The sequence below is a fragment of the Roseovarius sp. MMSF_3350 genome, assembly GCF_030733425.1.
Taxonomy (GTDB): domain Bacteria; phylum Pseudomonadota; class Alphaproteobacteria; order Rhodobacterales; family Rhodobacteraceae; genus Roseovarius.
In genome coordinates this window covers 29,086-48,944 of the sequence record NZ_JASHIZ010000017.1, presented here as the reverse complement: position 1 = coordinate 48,944, position 19,859 = coordinate 29,086, and the positions used below count along the sequence as shown (strand labels likewise).

The 19,859-nt window shown below is 65.8% G+C and carries 13 protein-coding genes; 5 read left to right on the top strand and 8 right to left on the bottom strand.

The window, feature by feature from the left end:
• Positions 1-20: 20 nt before the first annotated feature.
• On the bottom strand, positions 21-1,601 hold the full coding sequence (locus tag RBB31_RS15530) for an ABC transporter substrate-binding protein (RefSeq protein WP_306130218.1): 1,581 nt from the start codon (positions 1,599-1,601) through the stop codon (positions 21-23).
• Positions 1,602-1,820: 219 nt separating this feature from the next.
• Here RBB31_RS15530 and RBB31_RS15525 point away from each other — a divergent pair, with 219 nt between their 5' ends.
• Positions 1,821-1,967: a DUF2256 domain-containing protein gene (locus RBB31_RS15525; RefSeq protein ID WP_306130217.1), complete on the top strand. Its 147-nt coding sequence runs from the start codon at positions 1,821-1,823 to the stop codon at positions 1,965-1,967.
• Here RBB31_RS15525 and RBB31_RS15520 read toward each other — a convergent pair.
• The 4 genes from RBB31_RS15520 to katG form a co-directional block, all read right to left on the bottom strand.
• The gene (locus RBB31_RS15520; RefSeq protein ID WP_306130216.1) at positions 1,964-3,292 is read right to left on the bottom strand and encodes an AarF/ABC1/UbiB kinase family protein; all 1,329 of its coding nucleotides are present in this window, start codon (positions 3,290-3,292) and stop codon (positions 1,964-1,966) included. The genes RBB31_RS15525 and RBB31_RS15520 overlap by 4 nt on opposite strands.
• Positions 3,289-3,687: a thiol-disulfide oxidoreductase DCC family protein gene (locus RBB31_RS15515; RefSeq protein ID WP_306130215.1), complete on the bottom strand. Its 399-nt coding sequence runs from the start codon at positions 3,685-3,687 to the stop codon at positions 3,289-3,291. The genes RBB31_RS15520 and RBB31_RS15515 overlap by 4 nt, the downstream gene beginning before the upstream one ends.
• A 1-nt stretch (position 3,688) precedes the next feature.
• A complete protein-coding gene (locus tag RBB31_RS15510) occupies positions 3,689-4,243 on the bottom strand; it encodes a response regulator transcription factor (protein ID WP_306130214.1) in 555 nt (184 codons plus the stop codon).
• A 153-nt stretch (positions 4,244-4,396) separates the two neighbouring features.
• Positions 4,397-6,616, bottom strand: a complete 2,220-nt coding sequence (gene katG, locus RBB31_RS15505; RefSeq protein WP_306130213.1) for a catalase/peroxidase HPI — start codon at positions 6,614-6,616, stop codon at positions 4,397-4,399.
• 187 nt (positions 6,617-6,803) lie between these two features.
• Between katG and RBB31_RS15500 the strand changes: the two genes are divergently transcribed.
• Positions 6,804-7,703, top strand: a complete 900-nt coding sequence (locus RBB31_RS15500; RefSeq protein ID WP_306130212.1) for a hydrogen peroxide-inducible genes activator — start codon at positions 6,804-6,806, stop codon at positions 7,701-7,703.
• On the opposite strand, the gene RBB31_RS15495 is transcribed toward RBB31_RS15500, so the two are convergent.
• Positions 7,697-11,947, bottom strand: coding sequence for a translocation/assembly module TamB domain-containing protein (locus RBB31_RS15495; RefSeq protein WP_306130211.1), 4,251 nt, complete (start codon positions 11,945-11,947; stop codon positions 7,697-7,699). The genes RBB31_RS15500 and RBB31_RS15495 overlap by 7 nt on opposite strands.
• Positions 11,947-13,740 (bottom strand): autotransporter assembly complex family protein, encoded by a 1,794-nt coding sequence (locus RBB31_RS15490; RefSeq protein ID WP_306130210.1) that lies wholly within the window; start codon positions 13,738-13,740, stop codon positions 11,947-11,949. The genes RBB31_RS15495 and RBB31_RS15490 overlap by 1 nt, the downstream gene beginning before the upstream one ends.
• A 372-nt stretch (positions 13,741-14,112) precedes the next feature.
• On the opposite strand from RBB31_RS15490, the gene RBB31_RS15485 reads away from it, so the two are divergent.
• Positions 14,113-15,183: an AI-2E family transporter gene (locus RBB31_RS15485; protein WP_306130209.1), complete on the top strand. Its 1,071-nt coding sequence runs from the start codon at positions 14,113-14,115 to the stop codon at positions 15,181-15,183.
• A 33-nt stretch (positions 15,184-15,216) separates the two neighbouring features.
• Here RBB31_RS15485 and RBB31_RS15480 read toward each other — a convergent pair whose 3' ends face one another.
• The gene (locus RBB31_RS15480) at positions 15,217-16,143 is read right to left on the bottom strand and encodes an isoaspartyl peptidase/L-asparaginase family protein (protein WP_306130208.1); all 927 of its coding nucleotides are present in this window, start codon (positions 16,141-16,143) and stop codon (positions 15,217-15,219) included.
• A gap of 189 nt (positions 16,144-16,332) precedes the next feature.
• Here RBB31_RS15480 and RBB31_RS15475 point away from each other — a divergent pair, with 189 nt between their 5' ends.
• Complete coding sequence (locus RBB31_RS15475) at positions 16,333-17,193, top strand: cyanophycinase (RefSeq protein WP_306130207.1); 861 nt, start codon at positions 16,333-16,335, stop codon at positions 17,191-17,193.
• On the top strand, positions 17,180-19,822 hold the full coding sequence (gene cphA / locus RBB31_RS15470) for a cyanophycin synthetase (RefSeq protein WP_306130206.1): 2,643 nt from the start codon (positions 17,180-17,182) through the stop codon (positions 19,820-19,822). Before RBB31_RS15475 ends, cphA begins: the two co-directional genes overlap by 14 nt.
• The last annotated feature ends 37 nt before the right edge of the window (positions 19,823-19,859 follow it).

Genomic DNA, 19,859 nt, shown 5'->3' with positions numbered 1-19,859 from the left:
GGAGGCCGCCCGCGATTGGCTTAGTTCATCTCGAAGAACTTGAACTTGGGATCGTCCTCGGGGCTGACCTCGGTGCCGACCGCGTCGGTCATGCCCCAGTTCAGCACCTGGTGGTGGATCGGGATGTAGAGCTGTTCGTCCTGAACCACCTGCCAGATCTCGTTGATCGTGGCGTTGCGTGCCTCGAGATCGGTCTCGGAGGCGAGGCTGACGATCTTGGCGTCGATATCGGAGTTGGAATAGCCCGTGCCGTTCCAGCTGCCGCGTTCGCCGCCACGGGTGTGGACGAGGAAGTTGAAGATGTATTCCGAATCGTAGGTCGGAACGCCCCAGCCCAGCATGTAGAAGTCCGTCTCGCCGTTTTCGATGAGCGGGAAGTGCTGTGCCTTGGGCTTGGCATCGAGGTTCACGGTGACGCCGATCTGCGCCAGCATTCCGACGGCGGCCTGGCAGATCGCCTCGTCGTTGACGTAGCGGTCGTTCGGGCAGTCGAGCTGGATGCTGAAGCCGTCGCCATAGCCGGCCTCTTCCATCAGGGCCTTGGCGCCTTCGATGTCGGTGGTGGCGCTGCTGTCCATTTCCTCGTTCCAGCCATTGACGAAGGGCGGGGCGATCATGCCCGCGGGCTGGGACTGGTCGCGCATGACGACCTGTTTGATGGCGTCGCGGTTGATGGCCATGGACATGGCCTTGCGCACCTTGGCGTCGGCCAGCGGGTTGGCGCCATCGACGTCGTCGTTTTCGATATCATCGGCGCCCATGTTCATGCCGAAGAAGATCACGCGGTTCTGCGGCGCGGTCTTGACGACAAGGCCTTCGGTGTCGCCGACGCGGCCCAGATCCTGCACGGGCACGTCCTGGATGAAATCGACCTCGCCCGACAAGAGCGCGGCCACGCGGGTGGCGGCGTTCTGGATCGGGGTGTAGACGATTTCGGTCACGTCGAGCGCGAACTCGTCCTTGCCCCAGTAGTTCTCGTTCGCTTCCAGCACGGTTTTCACGTCCGGTTCACGGCTGACGAGGGTAAAGGGGCCGGTGCCGTTGGTGTTGGAGGAGGCAAAGGTGGTTTCCCCGCCTGCCACGTCCTGCACGGCGACGGCGTCGTTTTCCTCGGCCCAGCCCTTGTCCATCATGAAGAGGTTGGTGAGGTTGGCCGGAAGGATCGGGTTGGGACCGTCGGTGACGAATTCCACGGTGTGGTCGTCAACGGCGCGGACCTCGGTGATCGAGGTCAGCAGTTCCTTCATCGCCGACGTTTCCGACTTGGCGCGGTTGATCGAGAAGACCACGTCCTCGGCGGTGAAGTCGGCGCCGTCGTGGTAGGTCACGCCCTCGCGCAGGTTGAACACCCACACGTTCGGGTCGCCTTCCTTGGGCGCCCAGTCGGTCGCCAGAGCGGCCTGAAACTCGCCCGAGTGGTCGCGGATGATCAGCGGCTCGTAGATCTGGTGCGAGAGGGTGTGCGTCGGCCCCTCGTTCTGGGCGTGGGGGTCGAGCGTGAGCGAGTCGCCCGCGCGGGCCCATCGCAGCGTTTCGGCCGAGGCACCGGTCATCGCCGTGGTGGCGAGCAGAGCGGCGGCAAGGACTGTCTTGGTTTTCATGAATATCTCCCTGGATATCGCCCGGGTTGATCCTCGGGCTGATCGGGGGATGATAACCGAGTGTTCCGGCGCTGCAAGCAAACGAATGGCAAGATGCCTTCACGTCACTTGAAAAACGGAAGGTGAAACGGCCATGACGTGCGCGTTGGGGCGTGATCGTGCCCTGTTCCGTGCTATTTGAGTGCGATGCCAAGGATCGGGAAACGTCAGGCGAACGCCATGAAAACGCGTCGAAAATCGGATCTGCCGACGAAGGTCTGCGCGGCGTGCGGCCGGCCCTTCGCGTGGCGCAAGAAGTGGGAAAAGGTCTGGGACGAGGTCCGCTATTGTTCGGAGCGGTGCAAGCGGGCGCGGGGCAAGGATTAGGCGAAGCGCGCAAGAATTGGGTCGAGATCGACCTTTGCACCCAGACGTTCGGCAAGAAGGTAGCAGCCCAGCACCTTGCGTTGCAGCAAAAGCGTGTCGGTGGGCGGCGCGTGGATGTCGACCTGTTCGTCGGCCAGAAGCAGCCCCTCGTGGCGCAGGCGGGCCAAGAGGCCGCAGGTGGCGAAATCGAGCGTGCCGCCCTGACGCAGCGGTTCGGCGGCAATTCCGAAAAGGCGCAGGATATGCGCGCGGTCGGTATCGGACGTGTCCGAATCGACGAGGCCGATGGCGATCATCGCGTCCCAGGCCGCGGCATCGTCACCGCTCAGCGCGGCGTTGAAAAGGGCGCGGTAAGTGTCCACTCGGTCCGGGGCGAATTCCAGCGTGGCGCCGAAATCGAGCAGGACGATCTGGCCCGTGTCGGGCTGATAGCGGTAGTTGGCGAAGTTGGGATCGGTCTGCATGTCGCGCAGTTCGAAGAGCTCGCGCAGGGTGAGCGTGATGAGCGCTGTGGCGATGCGGTCGCGGGTAGGCTGATCCATCCCGACAGTTGATTCGATGCTGCGACCGTCGACATAGCCCATGGCCAGGATGTCGCATGTGCTGAGGTCGTCATGGACAACAGGCAGGACGAAATCGGGGTCATCCGCGAGATGCGCGCGAAAGCGGTTCAGGGCTGCGGCCTCGCGCGCGTAGTCGGTTTCCTCGTGCAGCTGCGCGGCGGCATCGGTCAGCAGGCCGTCCGTGTCGAAACTGGCGGGCATCATGCCGGAGCGGCGCAGGAGCAGGCCGAGGTTGCGCATGTCGCTGTCGATGCTGTCGCGGATGCCGGGATATTGCACCTTGATCGCAAGGTCGCGGCCATCGCGGGTCTGCGCCCGGTGGACCTGTCCGATGGACGCAGCGGCAATCGGGTGCACGTCGAAGTGTTTGAAATGGCGCAGGAAATCGCGGCCCCAATTGGCGGCCAGCACTTTCTTCAGCTGCGCGGGCGGCATGAACTGGGCGTCGGCGCGCAGGCGGGCGAGGATGTCGGCAAGCTCGGGCGGGAGCATGTCGGCGGTTTCCATCGACAGAAGCTGGCCCGCCTTCATCGCCGCGCCGCGCATGTTTGCCAGATGATCGGCGACGCGGGTGACGTTGGAGGGCGTCATCAGCAGGTCCTGCAGTCGGGGTCTGCGCCCGCGCAGCAGTTCCCATCCGCCGTTTGTGACGACATTGCCGGCCAGCGCCGTCGCCATGCCGCCGGTCCGTGCCATGCGCGAAAAGCGCCCGGTGGGCACGCGGGCGGCACGTTTGCGGTCGGGCGGGTTCTGGTCGTTCATCGCGTCCCCTCGGCGCGGTTCTTCAGCCGTGGGCCAAGGTAACGGACAAGCGCCGGACGCAGGCGCAGGAAGGCGCTATAGGCCAGTTCGGCCACCGGCACGACGCCGGGGATGCGCGAGAGTTTGGCGAGGTGGTGCCAGCCGGGCAGGCGCTTCCAGACCTCGAAAAAGCCAGCGGCGCCGGACACCAGCGTCCCGTCGGGGCGGCGGGTGTGGAACCGGCCCATCGCCGCCTTGCGGTCGAGATCGGGTGCCGGGGCATCGCCGCAGCGCGAGATGTCGGTGAAGTCGATGCGGTCCGCCCGGTCGCGTTTGCGGTAAAAGCCGATTTCGGCACGGCAGAGCGGGCAGGACCCGTCGTAGTACACCGTCAGCTTGTCCGGCGGTTTGGGCATGTCAGCCCGGGTCCTTGCCCAGTTCGGGTTCTCGCTTGAGGATCCGCTGAAGCGTGCGACGGTGCATGTTGAGCAATTGCGCCGTCTTGGTGATGTTGCCGTCGGTGCGTTCCAGAAAGCGTTCGATATGCACGCGCTTGGCCTCTTCCGGCGAAATGGGATTTTCGGGCGCGGGAGGCTGGACCCCTTCGGCGGCCAGCAAGGCGTCGACGATCTCGTCCCCGTCGGCGGGCTTGGCGAGGTAGTCGATCGCGCCAAGCTTGACCGCTGCGACGGCGGTGGGGGTGTTGCCGTAGCCGGTCAGCACGAGGGCGCGGGCCGACTTGCGCTGCTTCTTGAGCATCTCGATCACCTCAAGTCCGGAGCCCTCGCCGAGATGCAGGTCGATGATGGCGAAGGCCGGGGGGCGAGCCTCGATCGCGGCGGCGGCCTCGGCCAGGGTGGCGACCGGGATCGGGTCGAAACCGCGGCTGGCCATGACCTTGGACAATTGCTCGCGGAAGACATCGTCATTCTCGACGATCAGGAGCGTGGTGTCGTTGGGTAGCTTTCTCATATCATCCTCTCTGCACGGGATACGTGCGGGGGGCGTGACCGGATGACTGCCGGGGCGGGGGTGCGACAGTTTGCGCAGGGGGTGGCCCGAAACGCCGACGGCGCCCCGGGAGACCCCGGAGCGCCGCCTGTTTTCCTTTCGAATACCAACCGATCAGCCCGGCTGAACCCTGTCGGCGTCCATGACCTTGGCCCATGCCTTGACGAAGTCCTTGACGAACTTGCCCCCATTGTCGGCCTGGGCATAGACCTCGGCCTGGGCGCGCAGCTGCGAGTTGGAGCCGAAGACGAGATCGCAACGGGTCGCGTCCCATTTCTTGTCGCCGGTCTTGCGGTCCTTGCCGATGAAGGTCATGCCCTTGTCGTCGGTGGCTTCCCAGACGGTGCGCATGTCCATCAGGTTGACGAAGAAGTCGTTGCTGAGCGTACCGACGCGGTCGGTGAAGACACCGTGCGCGGTGCCCCCGTAGTTGGTGCCCAGCATCCGCAAGCCGCCGATGAGCACGGTCATCTGCGGTGCCGACAGGCCCAAGAGGTGGGCGCGGTCGACCATCAGTTCCTCGGCCGAGACGGTGAAGTCGCCGGCGAGGTAGTTGCGGAACCCGTCGGCCTGCGGCTCCATGATCTCGAAGGACGCGGCGTCGGTCATCTCGTCGGTGGCGTCGGTCCGGCCCGGGGTGAAGGGCACGGTGATGTCTTGACCGCCGGCCTTGGCCGCCGCTTCGACCGCTGCATTGCCGCCGAGGACGATCAGGTCGGCCAGCGAGATCTTCTTGCCGCCGGAGGCGGACGCGTCGAAGTCCGACTTGATGCCTTCGAGGACCTTGAGGACCTTGGCCAGTTGCTCGGGCTGGTTGACCTCCCAGTCCTTTTGCGGGGCGAGACGGATGCGCGCGCCGTTGGCACCGCCGCGCATGTCCGAGCCGCGAAAGGTCGAGGCCGAGGACCAGGCGGTGTAGGCCAGTTCGGAGACCGAAAGGCCGGAATCGCGGATCTTGGCCTTGAGGGCGGTCACGTCGGCCTCATCGACCAGCGGATGATCGACCTCGGGGACCGGATCCTGCCAGATCAGCACTTCGTCCGGCACCTCGTTGCCGAGATACATGTTGCGCGGGCCCATGTCGCGGTGGGTCAGCTTGAACCATGCGCGGGCGAAGGCGTCGGCGAACTCGTCCGGGTTGGCATGGAAGTGGCGCGAGATCTTCTCGTATTCCGGGTCCATGCGCATCGCCATGTCGGCGGTGGTCATCATGATGTGCTGATCGCGTTTCGACGGATCCTCGGGATCGGGCGCCATGTCTTCGGGCTTCTGGTCCTTGGGCTGCCATTGCCACGCGCCGGCGGGGCTTTTGGTCAGTTCCCATTCGTAGCCGAAGAGCACGTCGAAATAGCCCATGTCCCACTTGGTGGGGTTGGGCGTCCATGCACCTTCGAGGCCGGAGGTGATGGCGTCGCGGCCCTTGCCGGAGCCGTAAGTGGAGAGCCAGCCGAAGCCCTGTGCCTCCATCGCGCCGCCCTCGGGCTCGTTGCCCACATGCGAGGGATCGCCCGCGCCGTGAGTCTTGCCGAAGGTGTGGCCGCCCGCCGTCAGTGCCACGGTTTCATAGTCGTTCATCGCCATCCGGGCGAAAGTTTCGCGGATGTCGCGGGCCGAGGCCAGCGGATCGGGCTGGCCGTCGGGGCCTTCGGGGTTCACGTAGATCAGGCCCATCTGCACGGCGGCAAGCGGGTCCTCGAGGAGGCGGTCGCCGGAATAGCGGCTGTTGGGTTTGTCGGAGGTGGCGAGCCACTCGGTTTCCGAGCCCCAGTAGACGTCTTCCTCGGGCTCGAATACGTCCTTGCGGCCGCCGCCGAAGCCGAAGATTGGGCCGCCCATGTCCTCGATCGCCATGTTGCCGGCGAGGATCATCAGGTCTGCCCAGGAAATGGCGTTGCCGTATTTCTGCTTGATCGGCCAGAGCAGGCGACGGGCCTTGTCGAGGTTGCCGTTGTCGGGCCAGCTGTTGAGCGGGGCAAACCGCTGGGTGCCCGAGCGTGAGCCGCCGCGGCCGTCGGAGGTGCGGTAGGTGCCCGCCGAGTGCCACGCCATGCGGATGAAGAAGCCGCCGTAGTGGCCATAGTCGGCGGGCCACCAGTCCTGGCTGTCGGTCATCAGCGCCTTGAGGTCTTTTTTCAGCGCGTCCATGTCGAGGCCCTTGAAGGCTTCGGCATAGCTGAAATCCGGGCCCATCGGGTCGGATTCAGGGGTGTTCTGATGCAGGATCTTGAGGTTCAGCTGGTTCGGCCACCAATCGCGGTTGGACCGGACGCTGAACCGGGTCGCACCATGCATGACCGGGCATTTGCCGGAGTTTTCGAGATCGTTGCCGTCCATTGAGTCTCTCCCAGATATTGCTGTCTGACTGCGCCCGATGCCTGTGAGGCGGGCGGATTGCTGCGTGAGAAGACGTAAGCATTGCCGCGCGTGATGCAACGCGGGAATCGTTTCTCGGCGCTGACCATATCAAGGGATTTCAATGAGAATAAGTTGCATTTATTCATCGGATTGATAAATTAAATTTATGAAAAACCTCTCGCTGAAACAGTTGCGTTATTTCGAGGTGCTGGCCCGGGTGGGGCATTTCGGGCAGGCCGCCGAGATCTGCGCTGTCACCCAGCCGGCGTTGTCGGTTCAGATCAAGGCGCTGGAGGCGGCGGCGGGGGCGGCGCTGTTCGAGCGTACGACGCGGGAGGTGCGGCTGACAGGGTTCGGGGTGGAGTTCGCCGCGCGGGTGCGCGAGATCCTGCGGTCGGTGGACGAATTGTCGGATCTTGCGCGCAAGGCCCAGGAGGGGCTGGGCGGTCGGCTGAGGCTGGGGGTGATTCCGACGATCGCGCCCTATCTTCTGCCGCGCTTTCTGACCCGGCTGAACGCGGCGTTTCCCGATCTGGACGTGCAGGTGCGCGAGAGCATCACGCCGCGCCTGATCGCGGAGCTGGGCGAGGGCGGGCTGGATATGGCGATCGTGGCGCTGCCTGTTTCGGAGCGGTCGCTGGAAGAATGCCCGGTCTTCGAGGAGCCGATGGTCCTGGTGCGGCCCGAGGCCGAGGCGGAGGCGCCGGTGCCGGAGGTGACGGCGCTGCACACCCGGCGGCTGTTGCTGCTGGAGGAAGGGCATTGTTTCCGTGACCAGGCGCTGGCCTTTTGCAATATCCCCGGCGGCGGGCCGCGCGACGGGCTGGAAGGCACATCGCTGTCGACATTGGTGCAGATGGTGGGCGCGGGAATGGGGATCACCCTGATCCCCGAAATGGCGGTGCAGGTGGAAACCCGGTCGGCCCCGGTGTCGGTGGCGCGGTTCCGCGACCCGCAGCCGATGCGGCAGGTCGGCATGGTCTGGCGCAGGACCAGCCCGCTGGCCGAACGGTTCCGGGTCGTCGCAGATCTGCTGGCGCCGGAGGCGCCCGCGCCGGCTCAGTAGTCCTTTTCGAAGAAGATGCCGACGCCGGTGTTGCCGGTGGTGCTGGTCGAGCCCTTGACGGTCAGGTTGCGCCCGATGTCGAGGTTGAGGTTGATCTCCTGGTTGCCTTCGCTGTCGGCGGTGACCTCGGAATAGAGGTTCTCCGACAGGTAGGCCCCCGCGGTCACCTGTGTCGCGCCGTCCTCGGAGGTCGAGATGTCGAGATCGCTGAGGCCGAGGGCGCCGCGAATGTCCAGACCGCCAGAGCGTTGGCCCGAAAGGGTGGCGGCGGCGGCGACGAGCTGGGCCGCCTGGAAGGCCGAGATGTCGTCGAGCCCCCGCCCGAAGAGCAGCCGCGCGACGGCCTCGTCCTGGGGCAGGTCGGGGACGGATTCGAAGGTCACGGAGGGCGAGCTTGCCAGCCCCTCGATGATGGTGCGCACGAGGATGCCGTCATTTTCCGTCTCGGCCACGAAGCGCAGGTAGGGGTCGAGCGCGCCGCGCAGGTCGATCACGCCCTCGGTCAGCTCGATGCGGCGGCCCAAGATGTCGAGCCGGCCCCGGATCAGTTCGAAAAGGCCGCTGGGCACGACATCGGCCGTGGTCCCCTGAAGCCGGACGCGGCCACCGAGTTCGGCGTCGAGGCCGCGGCCGCGCACGAAGATGCGGTTCGGCGCGTTGATGACCAGGTCGAGCGGGAAGGCGACGGGGGCGCTGCTTTCCTGGCCGATGATCCCGGCGCGGGCGCGGGTCCGGCGCACGTCGGCCGGTTCGCCCACATGGGTGATCTCGGGAATGTCGCCCGGGGTGCGGGTGCCGCTGCCCGAGGGCACGCGCAGTTCGGTCCGGCCCAGGTTGACCGTGCCGCCGATGGTGGCGCCGCCGGTGAGCGGGCCGTTGATGCCGACCTGGCCGGAAACGGTCGTGGTGTAAAGGTCGGGATCGGTGACGACGAGGTCGTTGAGCGCGGCTTGGAGATTGGCGTTGAAGGGAGGCGACAACGTGATCGGGCCGCGCACGCGAAAGTTGCCGCCGGTGCCCATCGAGGCGGTGATGTCGGTTTCGGCCCGGCCCGAGGCAAGGCGGACGGCGCCGTTGATGCCTGTAATGGCGGTCGAGAGCCTCGGCAGGGCGAATCGACCGTCGGAGATGTTGATCACGCCCGACAGCGACCCCAACGTCGGCGGTCCGTTCACGCTGAGGTCGAAGTTGGCGAGACCCGCGATGGAGCGGGGCGCGAGGAACGGGTTGGCCAGGGCAAGCGGCGCGGAGCCGTTTACGTCGAGATTGAGGCTGTTGCCGTATCCGTTGATCGAGCCGTTGACGCGGGCATTGGTGCCGCCGGGGCCGGTGGCGTCGAGCGATACGCGGATCTGCTCGCCACGGCGGTCGACGATGGAGACCGTGCCGTTGGCCGAGACCGCGCCCGGGAAGGCGGGCACGAAGATGCCGAGGTCGGCCAGCCGGGCCGACACGTTTACAGGCGCGCCGGGACCGCTGCCTTCGGCATCGACCGTGAGGCGGGGCGTCTGGATGTCGATGTAACGGATGCCCGGGGCGTCCTCGCCCAGAGCGACGGAGGCGCGGGCGTCGATGCTGCCGGCGATCAGCTGATCGAGTTGAGCGATGCCGGTGCGCAGGTTGGAGCCGTCGATATCGGTGGTGATGTCGAGCGTGCGACCGCGCACCTGTCCGGAGCCTTCGAGTGTCATGTCGAGCGTACCGGTGAGCGGGCGATCCAGCAACGGCGCGAGGCGTGACAGATCGCTGGCGCTGAGGGTCATCTGACCTTCGACCGGCAGGAGCGTATCCTCGGGGTAGACCGTGCCGGAGGCCGAGAGCGTCGTGCCCGCGCCCGAGGCGTCGAGTTGCGATATGGTGACGGGACCGCCTTTTTCCCAGGTGGCGGCGGCGTCGAGCGTGGCGGGGCCGGACATGCGCGGTTCGATCCGGGCGAGATCGGCGATCTCCGCCTTCACTGTCAGTTCGCCATCATCGGAATCGAGCCGGCCCGAGGCGTCGGCCTCGAGCGCCGGGGTGCGGACCGAGAAGCGTTCGAGCACGGTGCCGTCGGTGTCGCGCTGCGCGGCGATGGACACTGTGCCTGCGCCTTGCATCAGGGCATCGACGCGCGGCTCACCGATTTCGATATCGTTGGTTTCGGCGTCGAGCACGATGTCGAACGCGCCGCCGCGGATGCGGCCGGAGCCTTCGAGCACCACTGTCGCGGCGCCGTCGAGGTCACGGCCGGCAAGCTGGGCGAAGCGCGAGAGGTCCTGCGCGGCGAGCGTCACCTTGCCCTCGGCGGGGAGGTTGGGGTCTTCGGGAAAGACCGCGCCGCTGCCGGTCAGTGTGGCATCCGCCAGGGTGGCCTCGAGCGCGGAGATGTTGAGCGCGTCGCCTGTGCTCCAGTTGACGGATGTCGTGAGCGTGGCAGGGCCGGAAAGTGTCGGCTCGACCTGGGCCACGTTGTCCAGCCGTGCCTCGATATCCAGCAGACCTTCCTCTGCGTCGAGCCGGCCCGACGCGTTCGCGGCAAGGGCCTGTGTCTGGATCGTGAGGCGTTCCAGCACGGTGCCGGTGGTGTCGCGCCGCGCGGCGAGCGACAGGGTGCCCTGGCCGGTCATCAGTGGATCAAGGCGCGGCTGGCCGATGGCCAGATCGTTGGTTTCGGCCTCGAGCTCGATATCGAAGGATCCGCCCAGAAGCGTGCCGGTGCCCTCCAGCGTGGCATTGGCGGCGCCGGAGATATCCTGGTTCGAGATGGCTGCAAAGCGCGAGAGGTCGGCGGCGTTTAGCGTTGCGTTGCCAGTGAAGGGAAAGCCGTCTTCGAGACTTTCCAGTTCGCCGGTGGCAGTGAGGGTGACATTGCCGCTTTCCACCTCAAACGCCTCGATGACCAGGGGCTGGTCCTGCTGCCAGTCGAGGGTCATGGTGCCGGAAGGCGCGGTGCCGATGGCCTCGGCCAGCGCGGGATCGGAATGGTCCACGCCTTCGGCGTTGAAGGTGATGTCGCCGGAGAAGGACCTGTCAGGGGCGTCGGTGATCTGACCCGTCCCGGAGAGCGTGGCGCGCTCGACGCTGAGCCCGTCTTGCAAAAGGTCGACGATCTGGACCTCGGCCTGCCAGGCATCGTCCTGCGCGGCGTCGAAGCTGGCATTGAGCCGGGCATTCTGCAGGGTCGTGGGCGCGCCGGAGACGGGCAGGCGCACGACCTCGCCGTCGTCGCTGCCGATACGGCCCTGCAGTTGCAGCGTCTCGGGCCAGCCGGAGGCCGACAAGGCCAGGTTGCCCTCAAGCTCCAGCGCCTCGGACTGGATCGCAAGCTGATCGAGCACGAGACGTCCGCTGGCCTGGGTCTGGCCGGCGACTTCGAGGCTGGTGGTTTCGCCGAAGAAGGGTTGGAACTGTTCCTCGAAGAGCGGGCGAAGGTCGCCGTCGAGGTCGGCGGAGAAGGTGTAGCCTTGCGTGTCGTCACCGTCGATGGCGCCGACATTCACGGCGCCGCCAAAGCGCCGTTGGCCATCGGAGCTGAGCGCTATACGTGCGGTGTAATCGGACAGGGGCGCCTCGCCCGTCACCTGAAGGCGCAGGGCCGGGGTGTCGGGGATGCCGAGGAGCGTGGCCACGATACCGTCACGGCCCTCCTGGAAATCGAGGTCGAGGGAGAGAACGCGGGTTTCGTTGGAAAACGCGCCTTCGAACGTCAGGCTGTCGTTGCGGTCGAGGCGCTGGATGGCGAGATTGGCGGCGCCGGCGCCGTCGGCGAGTGTGACGTTGCCTTCGAGCGAGAGCTGCGCAGGTTCGCCCAGCACCGACTCGCCCAACTCGATACGCTCGATCTCGACCAGTTCGACATTCACGGACACGGGGAGTTCGGGCAGGGCGAACTGCGTCGCCTCGGCGTCATCGGGGCTGACGCCTTCGCCGCCGGCGGGAAGGCGTTCGAGAATGATCTCGGCCGCGGTCAGTTCCTCGACCTCGAGCCGGCCACCGAGGAGGGCGGAGCGGGACCACACGAGCGAGGCGTCGCGCATGGTCAGCCATGTGCCGTCCTCGTCGGCGATGGTCAGGCTTTCCAGTGTGGCGTTGGAGGACAATGCGCCGCTGAAGCCGGTTACCGTCACGTCGCGGCCCGCGCTGGAGAGATTGTCCTGAAGCCAGTTCTCGATGAACGACTTGTCCTCTTCCTCCTGGTCCTGAGCCAGCAGGGGCGCGGAGAGACCGAAGGTGAAGATCAGAAGAAGGGAAAGCAGTCGGCGCATCAGAATGCCTGTCCAATACCTATGTAGAACTCGTAATCCTCGCCCGCGTCGCCGTCGAGCGGAGTGGCCACGTCAAGGCGGATCGGGCCGATGCCGGTGTCGTAGCGGATGCCGAAACCGGCGCCGGAATGCCAGTCACCGTCTCCGCCGCCGAAGCTGTCGCGGCCGACAAAGCCGGTGTCGGCAAAGCCCACCACCTGCCAGGAATCGGCCACCCGGGCACGGACCTCGCCCGAGAGCGCGAGGAAGGACCGCCCGCCGCTGGTGTTGCCGCCGCCCAGATCGACGCCGAGCGACTGGTAGGGCTGGCCGCGCACGGTGTTGGAGCCGCCCGAGAAGAACAGCATCTCGGGGGGGACGTCGAGCAGGGACGCACCTGTGACCGAGCTGATCTGGGTGCGCCCGGCCAGCACGATCGTGTCGTTTTCGCCGAAGCCCACATAGGTCCGGGCGTCGGCATAAAGGCGGAAAGCCGGGTCGCCTGCATCGAGCGCGAGGAACGGCGTGGCCTCGAGGCCGACATAGAACCCTTCGGTGGCGTCGAGCGGTTCGTCGCGGTTGTCGAAGGTCAGTTTGCCCGGCAAGAGCAGGAGTTGATTGGTGCGCGAGCCGAGGTCGTCGTCGATTTCGGCATACTGGTATGTGATGCCGATCTCGCCTTCGAGTTCGTCGGAGAAGATGTGTGACACGCCGCCGCCGACCTCGAAGGTGCGCTGGCGGTAGTCCTCTTCGTCCACTTCCTCGGCGCGGGCCTGGAGGAACGCGGTGGTGTCGGGCGTGAAGGTTGCGGGACGCTCGAAGCGGGCGGAGAGGCGATAGTCGATGCCGCCCGAGTCGCCGCCTATGCCGCCGACCTCGCCCTCGATCCGCAGGCGTTCGGCGCCGCCCAGAAGGTTGCGGTGAAGCCAGAAGCCGCTGAGGGTGAGACCTTCGAGCGAGGCGATCTCGGCGCCGAAGCCGATGCGGCGGGGCTTGGCGTCGAGCACCTCGGCCTGGATGTCGAGCGTGCCGTCGGGATTGGGCACGGCGGCCTCGTTCAGCACGACCGAGCGGAAGGCGCCGGTGCGGCGCAGGCGCTGGCTGGCGTCTTCGAGTTCCTCGGGAGAGAACACCTTGCCCGAGGGCAGGCCGGCGATGGCGCGGATGCGGTTGGCGCGCACGGCGCTGGGCCGGGTGATCACCAGGTCTCCGAAGCGCAGGCGGGGACCGGGCGCCAGGCGGATCTCGGACGCGACGGTGGCGTTGCGATGGTCGGCGGTGATCGACTGGCCGTCGAGTTCGGCCTTGGCGTGACCGGCCTCGCGCCAGCCGGTGACGCCGGCCTCTGCCGTGTCACGTATGACACTGGCGGAGGCGCGCTGGCCGCGGGCGTAGCCTTCGGGCAGTTCGGATTCGGGCGCGACCGGGCCAATGGCGGCGCGCGAAAACGTGAAGGGCGAGCCGGGCTGGACGATGACGACGACGCGGTTCACACGGCTGGGCCCGGCGATGGGCGAGATATCCGCCGCCTCGCGCCCGTCGACGCGGATGCTGACCACACCGCCATAGAACCCAGCGTCGTAAAGTGCGCCGACCATCCGGGCATAATCGGCTCTGGCCGCGGCAAGGATGTCCTGGGTGGTCGCGTCCTCGTCCTCGGCGGTTTCGACGGTGAGGGAGGATTTGCTGAGATACTCGGCCATTTCCGGCGGAGCGCCCCGGACCTGGACCGTCGCCTCGACAGCCAGGACCGGACGGGTCAGCAGCAGGGACAGGATGAAGAACCAGGGCGCGACGCGACGACACTTGAACAACAGGGCAGCTCCGTTTCCGGGGCCCGCGGCGGGCCCAAGGCGTGAAGATGAAGACCGCAAGCGTCGGCGACCATTCGTCGCCACAGGCAACCCCCATCACGAGCCAAACTAGAGCGAGCAGTCCGGTATTCCCAGCAGGAAAGTTCATTTGTAGGGCGATTGGCCGCAATGAATTGCGCGATTGGCGAGATTTTTCCGAACCGGTGTTGACGCGGCCCTGTGGCTGACGCCCTTCTATGTTCGGGCGAAGTCGCGCAGGGGGAACGATTGCCCATGGCCGCGAGAGGGAATATGACGTCAGGCAAGATAAGGGATTTCGACGCGTTGAAGGGGCACGTGGGGGACTCGCAGAAATATTCTCAGGTCCGGACGGTGGCGTTGGTTATCATTGCCTTCGCCGTGGTTCTGTTTCTGTTGGTACAGGCCCGGTTCATCCTGATCTCGCTGGCGGTGGCGGTGATCCTGTTCACGCTGACCTCGGACGTGATCCGGCTGATCGCGCGGCAGAGAATCGGGCGGTTCCGCATCCCCAGCTGGCTGGCCTCGATCGTGGCGCTTCTGCTTATCTCGACCGCGCTGCTGCTCTTGTCGTCGATCCTGCTGGCGCAGTTGAACACCGTTCTGGGCACGACGTTGTCCTATGCCGAGCGGGCGCCGTCGGCGATGGCGTCGCTGTTCGCATGGATGGGCGAGGACGTGGAGCGCGCCGTTCTGAACTCGCTCAACAGCGTCGAGGTCTCGGGCTATGTACGGGCCGTGGCGGGGCAGGCGGGCAGCCTGATGCAGGGCACGGTGCTGGTGATCCTGTTCTTCGGGTTCCTGTTTGCCGAGCGGATCTGGTTCGGCACCAAGATGTTGAACTTCTTCGATGATCCGGCGCAGGCGGAGCGGGCGAACCGGATCTTCAACTCGATCATCCACCGGGTGAATTATTACCTGCTGATCAAGACGCTGGTCAGCGTGATCACAGGGGCGATGGTCTATGTGGTGGCGATGCTCTTTGACATCGAACTGGCGCTGTCGCTGGGCATCCTGACATTCATCCTGAACTACATACCCAATATCGGCTCGATCGTGGCAACCGGCATGGTTGCGCTGGTGGGCTATGTCGAGACCGGCGAGGCGTCGGTGACGGCGGGGTTGTTCGTGATCACCGGGGTGATCCAGTTCGTCAACGGCAACGTGATCGACCCGTGGCTGATGGGGCGGGCGCTGCGGTTGTCGTCGTTCGGGATCATCATCAGCCTGGCGTTCTGGGGCGCGGTCTGGGGCATTCCGGGCATGTTCCTTTCGGTGCCGATCATGGTGATGCTGCTGGTGATCTGCAGCCATGTGCCGGATCTGCGGAAAGTGGCGGTGCTGCTGTCGCGGGAAGGTCTGCCCGAGGACGACCGCGAACTCGACCGCCTGAACGAGGAGATCGAGAGCCGCAGGGCATCCTGACCGGGCCGGGGCGCCGGGGCCGGCGGCCGGGCGTCAGTAGATGAAAGTTTGCGGTGCCTGTCCCTCGATGCTCTGGCCGCGATACATGCCTTCGCAGTTGAAGGGCATGGTGACGGTGCCGTCCGCGCCGATGGCGATGAGGCCGCCTGAGCCGCCGATGGCCACCAGATCCCGCATCACCACCCGCGCGGCCGCGTCGGTCACGTTCTGAGCTGCCAGCCGGATACGGGCGTCGATCTCGTGCGCGACGGAGAGACGGATGAACGCCTCGCCATCGCCGGTGGCCGAGACGGCGCAGCTGTCATTGGCGGCGAAAGTGCCGGCACCGATCAGGGGGCTGTCCCCTATGCGCCCGGCGCTTTTGGCGGTCATGCCGCCTGTGGAGGTGGCGGCGGCGAGGTTGCCGGCGCGGTCGCGGGCCACGGCCCCGACGGTGCCGTGACGGCGCGAGGGGTCGTCGTCGAGCGTGCCGTCGGCTTCCATGCGCAAGGTTTCCTGAAGCGCGTCCCAACGCTCTTGCGTGAAGAAATAGCCTGTCTCCTCGAACGCGAGGCCGGCGTCGCGCGCAATAGCGAGCGCGCCTTCACCGGCCATCAGGACATGCGACGTGCGCTCCATCACGGCGCGAGCCGCCTCTATGGGGTTGCGTGGGCCGCAAATACCGGCGACGGCCCCGGCGCGGCGGTCGCGCCCGTCCATGAGAGCGGCGTCCATCTCATGCGTGCCCGCCCGGGTGAAGACCGCGCCGCGCCCGGCATTGAAGAGCGGCTCGTCCTCGAGCGCGCGCACAGCGGCGGTGACCGCGTCGAGAGCGGTCCCGTCGGCGGTAAGCACCGCGTCGCCCGCCGCCAGCACGCGCGCGAGGGCCGCGTGACAGGCCGCTTCACGTGCCTCGCTCATCTCCGACCGGGGCAGGACCCCGGCGCCACCGTGAATCGCCAGTGCGAATCCGTCGCTCATCTCTCGCTCCTGCCTTGTTTTGCGCCGTTTTGGCGAATTCTGGTTGCCAAGAATCCCACATAGCGCGGGATTCGTGACGTTGCGACCGCTTTTGCTGTTGCGGGCCGTGGTTTACGTGACATTCTTGTGAACGGGATGGTAATGTCTACTACATATAGATAGTAGTCCAGTGATGAACGGAGCAATTCGATGGACATGTCGGTGAAGCCCAGCCCCCGGGGTAAACTCGTCGCGATTGGCGGCGCCGAGGATAAGTCCGCCAAGGCGGCGATTTTGGGGCGCGTGTTGAAACTTTCGAACAGGGAAGCACCGGTGGTCGGCGTGATCACCACGGCCAGCAGCATCCCCGACGAGGTCTTCCCCGCCTACAAAGAGGCCTTCGACGCGCTGGGCGCGTCCGAGGTGCTGGATATTCGCATCCGCGAGCGGTCCGACGCCGGCGACTCCAAGATGGTCGAGATGATCCGCAAGAGCGACGTTCTGTTCATCTCCGGCGGCGACCAGATGCGCCTGACCAGCATCTTCGGCGCATCGAAGGCGCTGGAGGCGATTCGTTCCATTTATCACGAGGGCGCGGTTATCGCGGGCACCAGCGCGGGGGCGGCCTGCCAGTCCTCCACGATGGTCTATGGCGGCAGCGCGATCGACAGCCTGCGCAAGGGCGCGGTCAAGATGAGCGCCGGGTTCGGCCTGATCGAAGGGGTCATCATCGACACCCATTTCCTGGAGCGCGGGCGGTTCTCGCGGCTGATGGAAGTGGGGGCGACCAACCCCGAATATCTGGGCATCGGGCTGGGCGAGGACGCCGCCGTATTGTTCGAGAACGGTGTAATCAAGGCCTTTGGACCCGGTCATGTAATCCTCGTTGACAGTTCGAGGATATCCAGTTGCAATGTATTCGACTTGTCAGACGGTGAGGCGGTGAGCGTCCACAATGTCGTGATGCATGCGCTGGTCGAGGGTGATGGATACAACCTGGCGGACCGGCGGGTCCTGAGTGCCAAACAGCTTGGGGCCGAGAGCCTGGAGCTGAAGGATGCGTATACTTGAACACCGTGCGCTGCGCGGACCCAACTATTACAGCCGCTACCAAGCGATCTACATGCGGCTGGACATCGAGGAACTGGAAGACCGGCCGAGCGACAAGGTCGACGGCATTGCCCAGAACCTTGCAAGGCTGATCCCGACCATACAGGAACACCGCTGCTCGGTGGGCGTGCCCGGCGGGTTCTTGCAACGTGTCGAGGCCGGCACATGGGCCGGCCACATGGTCGAGCACGTGGCGATCGAGTTGCAGAACATGATCGGGTTCTCGGTGGGCTACGGCAAGACCGTCGACAGCTATGACAAGGGTGTCTACCACGTCGTCTATCGCTATCGCGACGAGGCCACGGGGCTGGCCTGCGGCGAAGAGGCGGTCGAGATCGTCCAGGCGCTTTACGATGGCAAGGACGTGGACCTGGAGCCGGTGATCGACCGGCTGAAGGAAGTGCGGGACGCCAACGCGTTGGGCCCGTCGACCGGGTCGATCGTGAACGCCGCGAAGGCGCGGAACATTCCGTGGTACAACCTGACCGAGGGCACCAGCTATACGCAGTTGGGCCACGGCGTGAAGCAGCGAAAGTTCCAGGCGACGGTGACGGACGCATCGGGGATCATCGGTCACTCGATCGCCGACGACAAGGAATGGACCAAGCAGGTGCTGGCCGACGCCGGCGTGGCCGTGCCGAAAGGCTATATCGGCTATAGCTGGGAAGAGGTGAGAGACGCCGCGGAGTGGATCGGCTGGCCGGTCGTGACAAAGCCCCTGTCGGGCAATCACGGGCGCGGCGTGACCACCGACATCACCAATGAGGAAGAGTTGAAATCGGGCTACGAGGCCGCGCTGGCGCGCTGCCGGGACGATTACAACGCCGTTATCGTGGAAAGCTACATCAAGGGCGAGGACCACCGCATCCTGGTGATCGACGGCAAGCTGGTCGCCGCCGCCCGGCGGCGCCCGGCGCATGTAGAGGGTGACGGGACCTCGACGATCCAGCAACTGATCGACGAGGAAAACAAGGACCCGCGCCGGGGCGTGGGCCACGAGAACCTGCTGACCCAGATCCACGTGGACGAGCAGACATTGCGCCTGCTGGAGCAGGCGGAGCTGACGCTGGACTCGGTGCCGGAGAAGGGCGAGATCATCTATCTGAAATCCACCGCCAACATCTCGACCGGCGGCACGGCGACGGACCTGACCGACGAGGTGCACCCCGAGATCAAGTTCTCGATGGAACGCATCGGACGGCTGGTGGGCCTTGATATCATCGGGATCGACATGCTGGCCGAGACCCTGACCAAGCCGCTGGACCAGCAATCGGCGGGCGTGGTCGAGGTAAACGCCGGGCCCGGTTTCCGGATGCACATGGCGCCGACGCATGGCAAACCGAGGGCGGTCGGCGAAGCGGTAGTCAACATGCTGTTCCCCGATCCCACGGATGACGGGCGTATCCCGATCACGGCGATCACCGGCACCAACGGCAAGACCACCACGACGCGCCTGATCACCCATATCCTGCGGCAGGCGGGCAATTCGGTGGGCATGGGCTGTACCGGGACGATCGAGATCGACAATCACGTGATCCTCAAGGGCGACTATTCCGGGCCTGCCGCCGCTCATGCGGTACTGCGTGAGCCCACGGTCGAACATGCGGTGCTGGAGGTGGCCCGCGGCGGGATCATGCGCCGGGGCCTCGGCTTTGACGAATGCGATGTGGGTGTTCTGCTGAACATTGCGTCGGACCATTTGGGCGAGCGGGATATTCACACGCTGGAAGAACTCGCGCGGTGCAAGACCGTTGTGGTCGACGCGGTGAAGAAGATCGGCGGGTTCTGCGTGCTGAATGCCGACGATCCGCTGGTGATGGACCAGGGCACCTACTGGGCGCGGGGCGAGATCATCTATTTCACGATGAACCCCGACAACCCGGACCTGAAGGAACATCTTGCCGACCACAAGATGGTCATCACCGTGCGCCAGGGTCGGATCGTGCTGTTGCGTGGGCAGGTCGAGGTCGAGGTGGCGGCGGTCAACGATGTGCCGATTTCGTTCGAGGGGCACGCGCCGTTCAACGTGCAGAATGCCATGGCGGCCACCGCCGCCGCGCTGGCGCACGGGCTGGAGATCGACGATATCCGCGCGGGGCTGCTGAGCTTCCACCCGACGCCGGCGCAGATGCCCGGGCGGACCAACTATTTCGAGGCCGACGGCGTGAAATGCCTGATCGACTATGGCCACAACGTGCCCGCGCTGGAGGCGTTGGAACCGCTGGTCAACGGCCTTGGGCAGCAGCGCAAGATTGCTGTTGCCACGGCACCGGGCAACCGCCGGGACGAGGACCTTTCGGCGCTGGGCGCGCAACTGGCGAAGATGTGCGATGCCGTCTACGTTTACGAGACCGACGCGCGTGGCCGCAGCGAAGGCGAGACCGCCGGGCTGATCGAGAAGGGCGCGAAAGACGCGGGCTCGGCCGGGACTGTCGAGATCATCATGGATGAGCAGGCGGCGATCGACCGGGCCATTGGCGAGGCGAAGCCGGGCGACTTCCTGTTGCTGCTGGTCGACGACATCGAAGGTGCGACAGAGCGTCTGAAGGGCCGCAGCTATGGGGCGCAATCGGACCTTGGTCAGACCTGAGCCGCGTGCGCGCAATTGACGGGGAACAACGCCGCCG

Excerpts from the sequence above, each read along its gene's own strand:
- RBB31_RS15510 (WP_306130214.1), bottom strand. The coding sequence starts at position 4,243 with ATGAGAAAGCTACCCAACGACACCACGCTCCTGATCGTCGAGAATGAC.
- katG (WP_306130213.1), bottom strand. The coding sequence starts at position 6,616 with ATGGACGGCAACGATCTCGAAAACTCCGGCAAATGCCCGGTCATGCAT.
- RBB31_RS15520 (WP_306130216.1), bottom strand. The coding sequence starts at position 3,292 with ATGAACGACCAGAACCCGCCCGACCGCAAACGTGCCGCCCGCGTGCCC.
- RBB31_RS15525 (WP_306130217.1), top strand. The coding sequence starts at position 1,821 with ATGAAAACGCGTCGAAAATCGGATCTGCCGACGAAGGTCTGCGCGGCG.
- RBB31_RS15495 (WP_306130211.1), bottom strand. The coding sequence starts at position 11,947 with ATGCGCCGACTGCTTTCCCTTCTTCTGATCTTCACCTTCGGTCTCTCC.
- RBB31_RS15515 (WP_306130215.1), bottom strand. The coding sequence starts at position 3,687 with ATGCCCAAACCGCCGGACAAGCTGACGGTGTACTACGACGGGTCCTGC.
- RBB31_RS15530 (WP_306130218.1), bottom strand. The coding sequence starts at position 1,601 with ATGAAAACCAAGACAGTCCTTGCCGCCGCTCTGCTCGCCACCACGGCG.
- RBB31_RS15500 (WP_306130212.1), top strand. The coding sequence starts at position 6,804 with ATGAAAAACCTCTCGCTGAAACAGTTGCGTTATTTCGAGGTGCTGGCC.
- RBB31_RS15475 (WP_306130207.1), top strand. The coding sequence starts at position 16,333 with ATGGACATGTCGGTGAAGCCCAGCCCCCGGGGTAAACTCGTCGCGATT.
- cphA (WP_306130206.1), top strand. The coding sequence starts at position 17,180 with ATGCGTATACTTGAACACCGTGCGCTGCGCGGACCCAACTATTACAGC.
- RBB31_RS15480 (WP_306130208.1), bottom strand. The coding sequence starts at position 16,143 with ATGAGCGACGGATTCGCACTGGCGATTCACGGTGGCGCCGGGGTCCTG.